Raw genomic sequence first — 15,190 nt, forward strand, 5'->3', positions numbered from 1 at the left:
ACTCATTTCTTAGGGACTGTAGGGCAAATATGGAACTATTTTACCACATAAGGAAGATAAAGTTTTCGATACCCCCAAAAATGTACTTATTGTCCATAAAACCTACATCACTCGGGGTCCCCACAAAGTAATCGGACTTTGCTTCGAAGCTTATCGTCACTTTGTGGGGTGGGATAGCGGTTACTCATCCATGATTGGCTTCGATAAGGTTTTTTTCACCACAGTCTAATAAAGAACACTCAGACAAATGCACAGATGCCTATTTACAAAACTAATGATATTAGTTATTATACTAATATAAATAGTTAATGGAGGCGTTGAATATGAAAATAACGCAAATCGGACACCTGTATCAGCTGGCTTTTATGCCGAGATTTTTTCCAGTAAATTGTTACTTGGTGGAGGAAGAATCCGAATTAACCTTGATTGATGCGGCTTTACCATTCAGTGTGAAAGGTATTCTGCAGGCAGCGAAGCAAATTGGGAAGCCGATTACCCGTATCGTTCTAACACATGCGCACGGGGATCATATTGGTGCACTTGACGGTTTGAAAAAAGAATTGCCTCATGCCCAAGTATACATCTCTAGAAGGGATGCGAAGTTGTTGGCAGGCAACGTGGAATTGGAGCCGGATGAGCTTCAAACTCCGATTAAAGGTGGCATTCCCAAAGGAATTCAGACGAAACCTGATGTGCTGTTGGCTGACGGGGATCGGATCGGTTCATTGCAAGCATTCGCTGCCCCTGGTCATACACCAGGCTCCATGGCTTTCCTCGATGTGCGGAGCCGTGCGTTGATTGCCGGAGATGCTTTTCAGGTAAGGGGCGGGGTAGCGGTATCTGGTGTGGTCAAATGGAAGTTCCCGTTCCCGGCGATGGCGACGTGGAGTAAGGAAGCTTCCTTGTCGAGTGCACGCAGATTGAGGGAACTAGCGCCAAGCTTATTGGCAATCGGACATGGACGCATGATTGAGCAACCGGCAGTGGTGCTGGATGCAGCACTGGAAGAGGCAACAGCGAAATTCCAAAGCGCAACAGCGACAATTTAGTATAAAGGGGCACAGGGCACATAATGGCTACTCGACAAGGATTAGATGCAGAAACGGTCTTGCAAGCGGCGATAGAACTTGCAGATCAACACGGAATTGAGCAGCTTTCATTAGCTGCACTGGCGTCCAAACTAACGATCAAAACACCTTCCCTTTACAATCATATCAAAGGCTTGCCTGATCTGCGAAAGCAGCTTTCTAAGCGAGGTCTTCTCCTCGTGAAAGAAGCGATGATCGAAGCCGTGATTGGTAAAGCGGAGGACGAAGCCTTGCTGGCTGCGGGTGTAGCTTATGTGGATTTCGCTCGGAAGCAGCCAGGGTTGTACGAAGCGATCTCCGCGCTGCCCGATTATGAAGATCCTGAGTTGAAAGAGGTCGGTGCAGGGGTTGTGAGTTTCCTGCTTCGTATCCTTGCACCTTACCGACTTAGTGAAGAAGATGCCCTGCATGTGGTGCGCGGCTTTCGGAGCATGGTGCATGGCTTCGCCTCACTCGAGCACCAGAATGGTTTCCGCATGGGTCTAGATCGGGATGAGAGCTTGCGTCGATTGTTACAGACGTATTTGCGTGGGTTGCGTTGGGATGCAGGGCGTGCCACTTAGAGAATACTCAGTTACTTCTCAGTTTGGCAGAAAAGCAGCGAGCCCGTACGGATAGGATAACTAAATGGAAAACATGAAAACATACAGTTAATGTGGCCGTAAATCATTAAATCGAACGATTAGATGGATAAAGTACAGTTATAATCGCCAGATTTGGTGAATCTGGCGATTTGGGATGAAATTACCTACAGGAAATCCATCTATTCTCGTTTTCGGGAGATAATCAGCCTAATTAACACCATAAAATCCATTTAAATTAGTTGAGAAGCGTCGGGGCTGCTGCGAGGGATGATTGGGTTGTGGAAGTAGTGGAGGAAGTAGAGTGTTGGTAGAAGCATATGTAGTATACAGCGAACAAACGGTATATGTGAGTTTATGGCGGTCGAATAAAGCGCAAGTGTGTCCTGTTGGGGGCCGCTTGCGCTTTTTTGCTTATGGATGCTTTGGCGCGGGCAAGGCGATGCGCTCTACTCGTGTTAATCCGCAACCTAATTTCTGAAGTTGTTGAGTTCTCTACACTTGCAACGGTTTCTCACACGCATCCACCGGCAGGCCGGAATCTACGAGACCTGTATCGATGGCGCGCCATAAGTAGAGGGAAGCGAAGCTGCGATAAGGCGCCCAGCCTTCGGCGGCGAGGGATAAGTAGTTTTTATCTGGGCGCTCGGGAAGCGCATGCAGCCAACGGGCAGCACGCTGCAGACCAGCATCGCCGAGCGACAGAATATCAGGCCGGCCTAGGGCGAAGATAAGGAACATTTCAGCAGTCCAGATGCCGATTCCTTTGACACTCGTGAGCTGCTTCAAAAGTTCTGTGGTATCTACATCTTGCAGTTGATCAAGCATAACTTCACGGCTCAATACTTTGGTGCTAAGGTCGCGGATGTAGCGGATTTTGGGATAGGAGACTCCGCATTGGCGGATGGCTTCCTCGTCTGTGGTTAGAACGTCCTCTGGTGTAATGGAAGGGATGAGTTGTTGGACTCTCGTTTTGATCGTTAATGCTGCTTTGGCTGAGAGTTGCTGAGAAATGATCGACATAACGAGAGATTCGTAGGGGCGAGAGCTCGGTGTAAGTGTAAGCTCACCAATGAGCTCGATTAATCTAGCTAATTTCGGGTCAGTTTGAGATAAGGCGATAATGGCAGGGTGCTGGTTATGAAGTGTAATGACAGTAGTAGGCATGGTAGGCTGCTGGTGCATAATGAATCCTCCTCAGAACAAATCAGGTTCAAACGACGCATGCTCGCTGCATAGTCTCTCAAGAAGAGAGAGGTGGATGGCTTATCCAAAGTGTCTCTCATTGAGTATAATGGAAGAAAGAATGAATGCCAAAGGGGCCGGAGCAGGAATGACAGAGGAGAAACGCATAGCGTCGAGAAGGAATGTGGGGATATTCGCGCACGTTGATGCAGGGAAGACGACAACGACGGAACATTTGCTATATGTAAGCGGTCGTATTCGTGCACTAGGCAGTGTAGATAGCGGCACGGCACAGACGGATTCACTAGATGTGGAGCGTGAGCGGGGAATATCGGTGCGAAGCGCAACGACAAGTCTAGTGTGGCAAAATACTTGGATTAACCTGGTAGATACACCAGGTCATGTCGACTTTTTGTCGGAGGTGGAGCGCTCCTTACGCGTGATGGACGGAGCGATTCTGATTATCTCCGCTGTGGAGGGCGTGCAGTCGCAGACGGAAATGATCTGGCATGCGCTCCAATCGCTTAGAATTCCAACGCTGCTATATATGAACAAATTAGACCGTGTCGGGGCTGATCCTGAACGCGTCCTGCAAGAGATTCATAAGCAGCTCACGGGGATGGCGGTGCCGATCTATGCGCCGCTGGGCCTAGAGGACACGTTCCGCGGCGCGCAGAACGTGCTGATTGACGCGCCGCCCGCAGTAGGCGCGCCACAGGGATTCGACCTCGCGGCCGCGGTCGAAAAGCTCTCCGAGCTCGATGAGCCGATGCTCACGAGCTACATCGAAGGTGCGCCCATCTCGGCGCACGAAGTTAAAGCCACCCTGCAGCGGTATACGCGGCAGGCAGAGGCTTTCCCTTTGCTGGTCGGCGCCTCCAGCAAAGCCATCGGAATCGAGGAGCTGTTAGCAGCAATCCTCGATTACTTGCCTGAGCCGCGCGGCGATGCGCAGCAGCCGCTGTCGGCTGTGGTCTTCAAGGTCGAGCGCGACAAGACTATGGGGCGCATGGCGTACGTCCGCCTCTACGAGGGGACGATTCGTAACCGGGACACCGTCGTCAACGCCACGCAAGGCGTGGAGGAGAAGGTGACCCAGATTCGCCGCATCGACGGGCGCAAAGCCGAAGATCTCGGCGTTGTCACGGCTGGCGACATCGCGGCCGTCTGCGGCTTAACGCAGGTGCGGATCGGCGATCTGCTCGGTCGGCCGGACAGCGTGCCGTCTGCGCCGCGCATGGCAGTGCCGCTGCTGACCGTGCAGGTGCACGCCGAGAGCGACGCGCAGTACCCTGTGCTCGTCGCAGCCTTGCAGGAGCTCACGGACGAGGATCCACTGCTCGATCTGCAATGGCTGCAGGATGAGCGTGAGCTGCACGTCAAGGTCATGGGAGCGATCCAGCTCGAGATTCTGACGAGTCTCTTGAGCTCGCGCTTCGGCCTAGCGGTAAGGTTCGACCAACCTTCCGTCATCTACAAAGAAACGCCTTCGCAAACCGGCGAAGGCTTCATTGCCTATACGATGCCCAAGCCTTGCTGGGCGATCTTACGGTTTCGCATCGAGCCTGGAGCGCCGGGCAGCGGGCTCGTGTATGAGTCTCAGGTACGCGGCGAGCAACTGCTCCTGCAGTACCAGAATGAAGTAGCGCGCCGCGTGCCTGAGGCGCTGCAACAGGGGCTGCTCGGTTGGGAAGTCACCGATATCAAGGTGACGCTCCTCGAGGGTGAGCATCACGTGTGGCACACGCATCCGCTTGATTTTGCCGTAGCGACGCCAATGGGCATCATGCAAGGCCTCGCCCAAACGGGTACGACGCTGCTTGAGCCGATGCTCCAGGTACGCATTACCGTGCCGGAAGAGTTCGGTGGCAAGGTGCTGAGCGACCTTGTGCAGATGCGGGCGACCTTCGATGCGCCTAGCATCGCGGGAGGGCGCTTCGTCCTTGAGGGGCGGCTGCCAGTAGCGACGTCCCTTGAATATCCCGTGAAGCTAAGCGCGATGTCAGGCGGCCGCGGCGTGATTACGTCATCTTTTGCAGGCTATCAGCCAAGTCCGCCAGATGTCCATGCAGAGCGTAAACGGCGCGGCGTTAACCCGCTCGATCAGTCGAAGTATATTTTGGCCGTACGCAAGGCCTTGGTCAATTAAGCGAAGGGTCCAGCCATCGACCATTGACACAGCGTCCCCTCTTTCAGTAGAATACAAGTAAGTTAATATCATGTGACGGAGAACTGGAGACTCACTCGGATTGCCCTTTGAATAAGAGAAGGCAAATCTTGGTGAGTCTTTTTTCATGGAAATAGAGACGTTCAGGAAATCGAGGTGAAGCGCATGTCGCTGCAAGAACAGTGTATATTACCAGCCATCCGTAAGATGAAGGATTTAGAGAAGCTCATGAAGTCGTCTTACACGTATATCGTGCTGCTTGACAGTCATATTGGCCAGCTCAAAAGCATTGTGGATCTGAGCCGCAGTCACGGGAAGAAGATGCTGCTTCATGCGGATTTGATCGAGGGACTGAAGAACGACGAGTTTGCGGCTGAATTTCTATGCCAGAGCATTCGCCCTGCAGGGATCATTTCGACGCGTGGCAATGTGATTACGAAGACAAGGCAGAACGGCTTGCTGGCGATACAACGGCTCTTTCTGCTGGATAGCTCGGCGCTGGACAAAAGCTATACCCTGCTCGAACGCACGCAACCCGATTACATCGAGGTTATGCCGGGCGTCATTCCGCACATTATCCGAGAAGTAAAGGAGCGTTCGGGTATTCCGATTTTTGCAGGCGGACTGATTCGTTCCATTGATGATGTGGAGGGTGCGCTTGCGGCTGGTGCGACGGCGGTGACGACTTCGAACCATGAACTCTGGAAGCATTACGATGGCGTGACAAGGAGGCATAATTAATCATGACAACAACGGGAACCAAGCCCTCATATATTCTTTCCCTCGATCAAGGGACAACAAGCTCTAGAGCGATTTTATTCGATCAAAAAGGAAGTATCGCGCATACCTCCCAGCAGGAGTTTAAGCAGTTTTTTCCGAAGCCAGGCTGGGTGGAGCATGATGCGAACGAAATTTGGCTGTCGATTCAAAGTGTGATTGCGACACTGTTGTCTGAGTCTGGGGTGCAGCCTGCGGAGATTGCCGGAATCGGCATCACGAACCAGCGGGAGACGGCGGTTGTGTGGGATAAGCATACAGGGATGCCCGTTTACCATGCGATTGTGTGGCAGTCGCGGCAGACGGCGGACATTTGTGAGGAACTGAAAGCAGCGGGCCTAAGCGACCTGTTTCGGGAGCGGACGGGGCTGCTGATTGATGCCTATTTCTCCGCGACCAAAATCAAATGGATCCTCGACCACGTCGAGGGAGCCAGAGCGAGGGCTGAGCAGGGGGATCTGCTCTTTGGCACGATGGATACCTGGATTATTTGGAAGCTTACTGGCGGCAAGGCTCATGTCACGGATTACTCGAACGCTTCGCGGACACTCATTTACAATATTCATGAGCTGAAGTGGGATGAGGAGCTGATGGGACATTTGCATATACCTGCAGCGATGCTGCCGGAGGTTCGTTCTTCGTCCGAGGTGTATGGACATACGCAGGAAAGTTTATTCTTCGGAGCAGCGATTCCTATTGCTGGTGCGGCTGGTGATCAGCAAGCGGCTTTGTTCGGTCAGGCGTGTTTTGAAAAAGGCATGGCCAAAAACACCTACGGTACTGGCTGCTTCATGCTGATGAACACAGGGAATCATGCGATTCCGTCGCGCAGCGGCCTTTTGACTACCATTGCATGGGGCTTGAACGGGAAGGTTGAGTATGCGCTGGAAGGCAGTATTTTCGTAGCAGGTTCGGCGATTCAGTGGTTGCGAGATGGGCTGCGCATGATCAAATCGGCCAAAGATTCAGAGGAATATGCCAAAAGGGTCGTGTCTACCGAAGGTGTGTACGTAGTTCCCGCTTTTGTTGGGCTAGGCACACCTTACTGGGACAGTGACGTGCGCGGCGCGGTGTTTGGGCTGACACGAGGGACGTCGAAGGAGCACTTCATCCGGGCAACGTTAGAATCTCTCGCCTATCAGACCAAAGACGTGCTGCAAGCGATGGAAGATGATTCAGGCATTGAATTGACGAAGCTCCGGGTCGACGGCGGTGTTGTAAAAAATGATTTCCTCATGCAATTCCAGAGCGATATGCTTGGTGTGAAGGTTGAGCGCCCGGTGATCAATGAAACGACAGCTCTGGGGGCGGCCTATTTGGCTGGACTAGCGGTTGGTTTCTGGCAAGATCAGGCGGAAATTGCTGCGCAGTGGCAGGTTGATCGGGCTTTTGAGCAGGAAATGCCAGCAGATTTGCAAGAAACCTTATACAGCGGGTGGAAAAAGGCGGTAAATGCCGCAATTGCTTTTAAATAAAGGCATATAGTGATATACTACATCTAACAAGTTCATACTCGGTTGGAGACTAGGAGAAACCACAGCGGACCTAAACGTGCAAACGTGTTAGGTAGGTTGTGGTTTTTTCATATTCAGAAAAAGGGAGAGATTCGCATGACAACAGGACAAATGGAAGCTGGACAACATAAAAACGCAAGCAATAAAACATTTAGCGGATTGCAAAGAAAAGAAACACTGGAAGCGATGGCGCAGCAACAGTTCGATGTGATTGTAATCGGTGGAGGAATTACCGGCGCGGGTATTGCGCTGGATGCACAGAGTCGCGGGCTTCGCACGGCGTTGATTGAAATGCAGGACTTTGCTTCAGGGACGTCGAGTCGTTCGACCAAATTGGTGCATGGTGGTCTGCGATATTTGAAGCAGCTGGATGTAAAAGTAGTAGCCGAAGTCGGCAAGGAACGTGCGATTGTCTATGAAAATGGTCCTCATGTGACGACGCCGGAGTGGATGCTGTTGCCTTTCTATAAAGGGGGTACGTTCGGCAAACTGTCCACATCGCTCGGGCTGCGTGTGTATGATTTCTTGGCCGGGGTCAAACGTTCGGAACGTCGTAAGATGTTCAGTCCTGACGTGACTTTGCAGCATGAGCCTCTGCTCAAAAAGAAGGATCTTAGAGGCGGCGGCTACTATGTGGAGTATCGTACGGATGATGCGCGGTTAACGATTGAGGTTATGAAAAAAGCAGTGGAACTCGGCGCGATGGCGGTGAACTATGCCAAGGTCGAGGAACTGATCGTGAAAGACGGTACCTTGGTTGGGGTACGGGTTGTGGATCAGTTGGCTGGCGGAACAGTAGGGAAAGATTCGAGTGATCCCTCGGCCTCTTACGCGCTCTATGCGAGCAAAATCGTCAATGCGGCTGGACCGTGGGTGGATACCCTTCGCGAAATGGACCATTCGAAACAGGGCAAAACGTTGCATTTGACCAAAGGGGTGCATTTGGTTTTTGATCAGAGCCGGTTCCCGCTGGGGCAGGCGATCTATTTCGATACGCCGGACGGACGTATGGTGTTTGCGATCCCACGCGATGGCAAAACCTATGTCGGCACGACCGACACGAACTACAAAGGGGATATTGCCAATCCCCGTATTACTATGGCTGATCGCGCCTACGTGCTGCGCGCCGCGAATGAGATGTTTCCGTCCCTCGGGTTGATGGAGGCCGACGTTGAATCGAGCTGGACCGGGCTGCGCCCGCTGATCCATCAGGAGGGCAAGGACCCTTCCGAGATTTCGCGTCGCGACGAAATCTTCATCTCGGGTTCCGGCCTCATTTCGATGGCCGGGGGCAAGCTGACCGGCTACCGCAAAATGGCGGAGTCGGTCGTGAACCAGATCGCCGCCATGCTGGTGGCGGAGGGCAAGGTCTCGGCGGAGCTCCCGCCGAGCCGCACGAAGACGCTGCCGATATCCGGCGGCGATGTGGGCGGATCCGCGCAGCTGGCGCCGTTCTTGCGCAGCAGGGTCAGCCAAGGCCTGCGGCTGGGGCTGACCGAGCCTGAGACGATGCTGCTCGCGCAGCGATACGGGTCCAACGTGGACACCGTATTCGCGCTGCTGGAGCAGTACAGGGATGAGGCCGCACGGCGGGGCATGCCTGCCGCGGTGCTCGCTGCGCTCGTGTACGCGATAGAGCGCGAGATGGTCGTGAAGCCGGCGGATTTCTTCATCCGCCGCACGGGCGCCCTCTTCTTCGACATCGCGTGGGCAAGGCAGTGGAAGGCTGCGGCAACGGCCTTCCTGGCGGAGCGCTTCCGTTGGAGCGAAGCGCAGACAGCAGCTTACACGGCTGAGCTGGATCAGCTGCTCCATGAGGCGGTTCATCCGTTGGAGGCATAGAATAAAGGTTGGAGAAAAGTCTTACGTAACTTGTTACGTAAGACTTTTCTCTATATTTGTTACTAAGCACAAGGGTTGACTGTACGGCCTAGCTCAGTATCTCTTTAAAAATGTCACTGAGGACAAATGAGACACAGGGAAACATTGCCGATTCCACCCTATTGTCACCTTCGAATAGATGTTGGAGCACGTACAGTTCGCTGTTATCGTGCCGATACCGCTCTAACGTACGAGATTCCGTATCAATGATCCAATATTCCTGTACGCCATGTTTCGCATAGGATTTCATCTTAATCACCTTATCCCTGTTGCGGGAGCCCGGAGAGAGAATTTCCACAACGAGATCTGGCGGCCCTTCAATTCCTCGGGCTGTCACGATATGTAACCGACTGCGGTGGATCATCAAGATATCCGGTTGGAGAACAACCGTATCGCTTAAAATGACGTCAAGAGGAGCATGAAAAATCTTATATTCGGATTTGCAAGTTTGTTTTAAGACGAATTCCAGCTCTCCGCTAACTTCTTGGTGATTTGTAGAGGGTCCTGGCGACATCATCTCCATAATACCGTCCACAATTTCATAACGCTTCCCATCATCCGGCATCGCTGCATAAACCTCATAAGTCACGGGAAATTCCTTGATTCCGTCCATAGCCTTCTTCTTCGTATTCATGTGTTATCCACTCCTCCTAAACAAAAAGCACCCCATCAAAGAAACACGCTGTGTGTTTAACTTTGTGAAGTGCTTCCTCGAACGCTATGATTTCATTATCGTGTAATACAGTTTCGTTGTCAATGTCATTACTAGAACGTGATTGCTTCCTGCTGCTTTAGAATGTTGGTTAATTCACAACTGTCTTGGAAGGCATTTACTCTACAATTTATTAATCTTTTGTAAGTAAATATATATTTGAAATTAACTAAATAATATGTATAATAAAGTGTAATCATTTTTAATACAGAAGGGAAGTTTTGGAAAATGGCAACTGTACTTTACATCACAGCACATCCTAATGATCCTCAAACATCATTCAGTCTTGCGGTAGGAAAAGAATTTATTGAAGCTTACCGTGAAGCGAATCCAGCAGATGAAGTTATTCACCTGGATCTATTCAAAGAGAATGTTCCACAAATTGACGCGGATGTGTTCAGCGGTTGGGGCAAACTTCAATCAGGATCTAGCTTCGAGCAACTGTCTGATACTGAAAAAGCAAAAGTTGCACGCCTAGGTGCGCTTGTCGAGCAATTCGTAGCTGCGGACAAATATGTATTTGTATCACCAATGTGGAATTTCTCGTTCCCACCAGTTTTGAAAGCGTACATTGACGCTGTTTCCGTTGCTGGTAAAACTTTCAAATATACGGAAAATGGCCCTGTTGGCTTACTGACAAGCAAAAAAGCAGCGCATATTCAAGCTAGCGGCGGCGTTTACTCCGAAGGCCCGGCTGCTGCGTTTGAAAGTGGTCACAGTTACCTGAATAAAATTATGCAATTCTATGGCGTTCCTTCTTTCGAAGGTATCTTCGTAGAAGGTATGGCTGCAGCACCTGATAAAGCTCAAACGATTAAAGAAGAAGCGATTGTAAAAGCAAAAGCACTTGCAGAACGCTTCTAATAAGCTGTTGTAAGCAAAAGACCGTTTAAAGCCATTGTTATGGCAATAAACGGTTTTTTTTTGCATGGAGCTTCACTTGAAAAAATCAATCACAAACTCACGGAAATGAATGGCCGCTTGAGAAAGGTAATGTTTGCGATTCCAGGCGATGCCGAAGGTACGGTGACAGTAGGGTTCTGTTATTTTTAACTGAACGGTGTCAGGATTGGAAGCTCTGCCCCCTAGAGATAGCGGAAGGGTGAACGTAATGCCAAGCCCCATTTCGACTAACGTTTGAATAGCGCTGACTTCCTCAAGCTCGAACGCGCTGCGAGGCTCAAACCCCGCCTGACGGCAGAAGCCATCCGTAATTTCCCGGAAATTCGTTTGAGAGGACAGCGAAATGAAGGGCTCATTTGCAGCTTCTATTAAGCGGATACTGTCTCTAGACGCAAAGCGGTGCCCCTTCGGGACAGTCAAATATAGTTCTTCCTCAACAAGCGTGAGCCATTCAATATCGGGTCCTATGACTGGTGTCGAAGAAATACAAAAATCGATTTCGGCATTATCGAGATCATTTCTCATTTCCAAAGCAGAAGCCAACTGTCGCTGGATGACTCTGACATGGGGGTGAAGAGTCAGGAATTCCTTGAGAAGCGTCGGTAGCACATACGGAAGTGATACAAAAAGGGAAACGACGCCATGGTCGAGTCCAGCCATATCTTTGATTTCTCGTTCGCCTTCTTTTAACTCTAAGAAAGCTTGCTCAACGCGGCGGAGATAGGTTTTTCCGAAGGCATTTAATTTTACATGCCGGCCTTGCCGCTCGAACAACGGGATACCTAACTTCTTCTCTAGCCGTTGGATAGAGTTGCTCAGTGAAGGCTGTGAGACATTGAGTTCTTTGGCAGCTTGGGTCATATGCTCTAGGCGTGCAACTGTCTGAAAATAATGAAGCTGTAGGAATTCCATGGTGAATCCTCGCTTTACTCGCCACATCAGAAAGTATAAGTCTTCGCTTCCCGAAAACTGCTTTCTGATTTGGCGATAAAATTTACGTCTAAACGCGGTAGCTCATCGTCGAGTGGCCTCGATAGAAATTTGCTCATAACTTTGATGTGATCATTTTATCATATAATATGTATTATACTTTATAAGTTATCCCTCTTATACTAGTTCAACAGACAGAAAACCTTTGTGGAGAATGGAGCGCATATGTTGACTAGAGAGAGAATTTGGAGCAAAAATTTCGTTGTTGTATGTATGAGCAGTTTTTTCATGTTTCTCACTTTTTATATTCTTGCTACGGCATTTCCCCTATATGTCAAGGATAGCTTGCACGGTAGTCAGCAGCAGATGGGGTTGTCGATTACGATATATGTCATCGGTGGGGTGTTGATTAGGCCCTTCTCAGGACAGTGGGTGGACCGATATGGTTCAAAGAAGATGGCCATTATCGGAATGGTCATTTTCTTATTGGCTTGCATCTCCTACTTTGGTGCCAAAGGCATGTTCATGTTTATGCTGATTCGTCTTATTCATGGCATGAGCTATGCCATTGCTTCGACGGCGACGAGTACGATTGCATCGTCACTCGTACCCAATTCCCGTCAGGGCACGGGGATGGGCTATTTCAGCATGTTCATGAGCGTTGGAATGGTTATCGGGCCTGCGATGGGGTTATTTTTGTGGAAAGATAAGAACATCCATATGCTGCTGTTAGCTATTTGTGTGATTGCCGCGCTCTCACTCCTATTCACGTTAAGTATGCGAGTACCTAAGCAAGAACAGGAAGCGTTACAGGCGGTGAGGCCCGAAGAACGGGAGAAACGCCGTTTGCAGTGGAGTGATTTTATCGAACCTAAGGCGCTGCCGATTTCAGTGGTCGGGTTTATTCTGGCTTTTGCCTATAGCTCGCTATCTGGCTTTATGTCCTCGTTTACGGTTGAAATTCATCAATCTCAAGTTGCAGGTACCTTCTTTGTTGTGTTTGCCCTGATGATTGTCGTGTTCCGACCATTGATTGGGAAAGTTTTTGATTCCTACAACGAGCATTACCTGTACTACCCTGGGATTATCTTGTTTGCTGTAGGGATGCTGCTGTTAAGCCAAGCACACTCTGGGGCGATGGTTTTAGTGGCTGGTATCATCATGGGCGTGGGTTATGGGGCACTGCTGCCGTGTTTTCAGGCACTGGCGATGAAACTAGCCCCTGAACATCGCAGAGGGAGCGCAACGGGGACGTTTTTCCTGCTGTTCGACCTTGGGTACGGTATAGGATCTTACGTCATGGGCATGATTGCTTCGGTATCGGATTATCGCATGATGTATGTCGTCGCAGGGCTCGTTCCGTTGCTTTCCGCGGCTTTGTATTATGTGTTGCACCATCGTCCCAGGTCGAAGATTACACTTCCTAATCAGAATGTCAAACTGGTCTAAACGTAAATAGGCATAAAAGAGCAAATTCTTCCTCAAAATAACGATGTTCAAGAATTGTTTGCAGAGGAGAAGGTTTTTTATGAAAAGAAGGTTGCTATTCGTAACGCTGCTGGTAATGATGGTTCTCTCGTTCACGTTGACACCGATTGGCGCACAGGCAGCTGGGAAAGAGCCTGGTTCTGCGATGTGCATGAGCGATGCGAAAGTGAAGCTTAAACAAGATATGAGGAGACTCTGGGTCGATCATGTGGGCTGGACAGGGAGCTACATTGTTAGTGCGCTTGCAGGGCTAGAAGATCAGAAGGATGTACTGGCTAGGCTGCTGAAGAATCAACAGGACATCGGTGATGCGATCAAGCCGTACTACGGAGAAGCCGCGGGTAATAAGCTGACTGAACTGTTGAGAGAGCACATCCTGCTTGCTGGAGGGGTGACAGATGCGGCCAAAGCTGGCAATCAGGCTGAACTTGCGAAATTGAATAAAGAGTGGTACCGGAATGCAGATGATATTGCCAAATTCCTAAGCGCCGCTAACCCGAACTGGTCACAGAAAGAACAACAAGACATGCTATATGCACACTTGCAGCTCGTTACCGACCAAGTTACTTCAAGGCTAAAAAAGGATTGGAAAGCGGACATCCTTGCTTCGGACAAAAATTCCGATCATATGACGATGTATGCCGATATGCTGTCGGAGGGAATTATCAAGCAGTTCCCTGATAAGTTCAAATAAATACCGAACGTAGAAATAAATTTTACCTTCAAGCTGATACTGGTGCATCCGGTATCGGCTTCTTTTATGCGTAATCGTGCGCGGGTTGGGGACGGCGTGCTATAATCGTGCCATATGAACGAGAGGAGAGGAAAGGTCGAAACATGTCGACTTTTCGCGCCATATGGATATCAAAGAGCTCTTATCCTATTTAACCGAAGAGAATCTAATGCTGGTCTTGGACAAGTACCGTTCATTCGGTCCGTTGCCGGGGCTGCTGCTTCCTTTTATGAAATCTTTCATTCCGCCGCTTCCCACACTGGTGATTATTAGCGTTAATGCTGCTGTGTACGGGTTGTGGCTCGGTTTTCTGTATTCGTGGATCGGTATTGTGTGCGGTTGCTTGGTGACGTTTGCGATTGTGAAAAAGGTGGCAGGCCACCCCTATCTCGTGCGCTGGTCCCAGAAACCGAATGTCCAAAAGAGCCTCAACTGGGCGCGGCGCCAAGCGTTCAATTATGTCTTTATTCTTAGCCTTTTTCCATTGGGACCCTTCGTGGTCATTAATATGGCGGCGGGGTTAGTACGAATGCGTTTCCGCTCCTTCTTAGTGGCAGTTGCTGCGGGAAAAGCAGTGATGGTCATGTCCGTTAGCTTTATTGGCTACGATCTGAAGCGGTTCATGGATCATCCCTATCAGCTTATTTATGTGGCCTTATTCATTGGAATTTCACTATTTATTAGCAAAAAAGTAGAAAAGCGATTTATGTGATTGATACTGCAGTACACCCCGCCTTGGTACAGGACTTGCTTCCCGATGTAGAGGGAGCGAAGCTTGAGCTGAGACGGGGTCTTTGTGCATAGTAAGACTTACACGCTGGAGTCGCTCTACACTATCAGCAGGAGTAGTTCGTCATCCGCAGTAACACCATCAGCAAGGGTAGCACCGTCATCTACAGTAACACCATCAGCAGGAGTAGTATCGTCATCTACAGTAACATCATCAGCAAGGGTAGCATCGTCATCCAAAGTAAGACCATCAGCAAGGGTAGCATCGTCATCCAAAGTAAGACCATCATCAGGAGTAGCACCGTCCCTCCACGGAACGCCCCCATAACGCTGTCGATGAGCTGAAAATTTGAATAACTGGATTTTATGTAGCTAATTTTGCTGAGAAACCGACTTTGAGGATGAAGTAAAATAGTTTGTATAACAAAATTTGGAGTCTTCACAGACAACAAAAAAGTAGGGTATTCTCGGGATTACGACACCACCAAGAAAGGACCCTACT

At 50.0% G+C, this 15,190-nt stretch carries 15 protein-coding genes; 11 read left to right on the top strand and 4 right to left on the bottom strand.

Annotated elements, in window-relative coordinates; genetic code table 11:
• The first annotated feature begins 323 nt into the window (after positions 1-323).
• From A8708_RS00880 to A8708_RS35180, 3 genes are all read left to right on the top strand, one after another.
• Complete coding sequence (locus A8708_RS00880) at positions 324-1,049, top strand: MBL fold metallo-hydrolase (RefSeq protein WP_068661655.1); 726 nt, start codon at positions 324-326, stop codon at positions 1,047-1,049.
• A gap of 23 nt (positions 1,050-1,072) precedes the next feature.
• Complete coding sequence (locus A8708_RS00885; protein ID WP_068661656.1) at positions 1,073-1,651, top strand: TetR/AcrR family transcriptional regulator; 579 nt, start codon at positions 1,073-1,075, stop codon at positions 1,649-1,651.
• A 322-nt stretch (positions 1,652-1,973) separates the two neighbouring features.
• On the top strand, positions 1,974-2,150 hold the full coding sequence (locus tag A8708_RS35180) for a hypothetical protein (protein WP_157264489.1): 177 nt from the start codon (positions 1,974-1,976) through the stop codon (positions 2,148-2,150).
• Between the two features lie 14 nt (positions 2,151-2,164).
• On the opposite strand, the gene A8708_RS00890 is transcribed toward A8708_RS35180, so the two are convergent.
• Positions 2,165-2,854 (bottom strand): DNA-3-methyladenine glycosylase family protein, encoded by a 690-nt coding sequence (locus A8708_RS00890; protein ID WP_239696474.1) that lies wholly within the window; start codon positions 2,852-2,854, stop codon positions 2,165-2,167.
• A gap of 148 nt (positions 2,855-3,002) precedes the next feature.
• On the opposite strand from A8708_RS00890, the gene A8708_RS00895 reads away from it, so the two are divergent.
• From A8708_RS00895 to A8708_RS00910, 4 genes are all read left to right on the top strand, one after another.
• Positions 3,003-5,003: a GTP-binding protein gene (locus A8708_RS00895; RefSeq protein WP_068661669.1), complete on the top strand. Its 2,001-nt coding sequence runs from the start codon at positions 3,003-3,005 to the stop codon at positions 5,001-5,003.
• 183 nt (positions 5,004-5,186) lie between these two features.
• On the top strand, positions 5,187-5,762 hold the full coding sequence (locus A8708_RS00900) for a glycerol-3-phosphate responsive antiterminator (RefSeq protein WP_068661657.1): 576 nt from the start codon (positions 5,187-5,189) through the stop codon (positions 5,760-5,762).
• Positions 5,763-5,764: 2 nt separating this feature from the next.
• Positions 5,765-7,273, top strand: a complete 1,509-nt coding sequence (glpK, locus tag A8708_RS00905; RefSeq protein ID WP_068661658.1) for a glycerol kinase GlpK — start codon at positions 5,765-5,767, stop codon at positions 7,271-7,273.
• A gap of 135 nt (positions 7,274-7,408) precedes the next feature.
• Positions 7,409-9,154 carry a glycerol-3-phosphate dehydrogenase/oxidase gene (locus tag A8708_RS00910; protein WP_239696475.1) on the top strand — a complete coding sequence of 582 codons (1,746 nt, stop codon included), beginning with the start codon at positions 7,409-7,411 and terminating at the stop codon, positions 9,152-9,154.
• A gap of 88 nt (positions 9,155-9,242) precedes the next feature.
• Here A8708_RS00910 and A8708_RS00915 read toward each other — a convergent pair whose 3' ends face one another.
• Complete coding sequence (locus A8708_RS00915) at positions 9,243-9,827, bottom strand: Uma2 family endonuclease (RefSeq protein WP_068661659.1); 585 nt, start codon at positions 9,825-9,827, stop codon at positions 9,243-9,245.
• Between the two features lie 306 nt (positions 9,828-10,133).
• Between A8708_RS00915 and A8708_RS00920 the strand changes: the two genes are divergently transcribed.
• Positions 10,134-10,769, top strand: coding sequence for an FMN-dependent NADH-azoreductase (locus A8708_RS00920; RefSeq protein ID WP_068661660.1), 636 nt, complete (start codon positions 10,134-10,136; stop codon positions 10,767-10,769).
• 72 nt (positions 10,770-10,841) lie between these two features.
• On the opposite strand, the gene A8708_RS00925 is transcribed toward A8708_RS00920, so the two are convergent.
• Complete coding sequence (locus A8708_RS00925; RefSeq protein ID WP_068661661.1) at positions 10,842-11,720, bottom strand: LysR family transcriptional regulator; 879 nt, start codon at positions 11,718-11,720, stop codon at positions 10,842-10,844.
• Between the two features lie 243 nt (positions 11,721-11,963).
• On the opposite strand from A8708_RS00925, the gene A8708_RS00930 reads away from it, so the two are divergent.
• The 3 genes from A8708_RS00930 to A8708_RS00940 all read left to right on the top strand — a co-directional run bounded on the left by A8708_RS00930 (position 11,964) and on the right by A8708_RS00940 (position 14,671).
• The gene (locus A8708_RS00930) at positions 11,964-13,187 is read left to right on the top strand and encodes an MFS transporter (protein ID WP_068661662.1); all 1,224 of its coding nucleotides are present in this window, start codon (positions 11,964-11,966) and stop codon (positions 13,185-13,187) included.
• Between the two features lie 79 nt (positions 13,188-13,266).
• Entirely contained in the window at positions 13,267-13,920 is a 654-nt protein-coding gene (locus tag A8708_RS00935; protein ID WP_068661663.1) for a glycosyltransferase, read from the top strand.
• A 163-nt stretch (positions 13,921-14,083) separates the two neighbouring features.
• Complete coding sequence (locus tag A8708_RS00940) at positions 14,084-14,671, top strand: TVP38/TMEM64 family protein (RefSeq protein ID WP_068661664.1); 588 nt, start codon at positions 14,084-14,086, stop codon at positions 14,669-14,671.
• A gap of 116 nt (positions 14,672-14,787) precedes the next feature.
• Here the strand turns inward: A8708_RS00940 and A8708_RS35185 are convergent, their stop codons facing one another.
• The gene (locus A8708_RS35185; protein WP_157264491.1) at positions 14,788-14,964 is read right to left on the bottom strand and encodes a hypothetical protein; all 177 of its coding nucleotides are present in this window, start codon (positions 14,962-14,964) and stop codon (positions 14,788-14,790) included.
• Between the last annotated feature and the right edge of the window lie 226 nt (positions 14,965-15,190).

The sequence above is a fragment of the Paenibacillus oryzisoli genome (assembly GCF_001653565.1).
GTDB lineage: Bacteria > Bacillota > Bacilli > Paenibacillales > NBRC-103111 > Paenibacillus_E > Paenibacillus_E oryzisoli.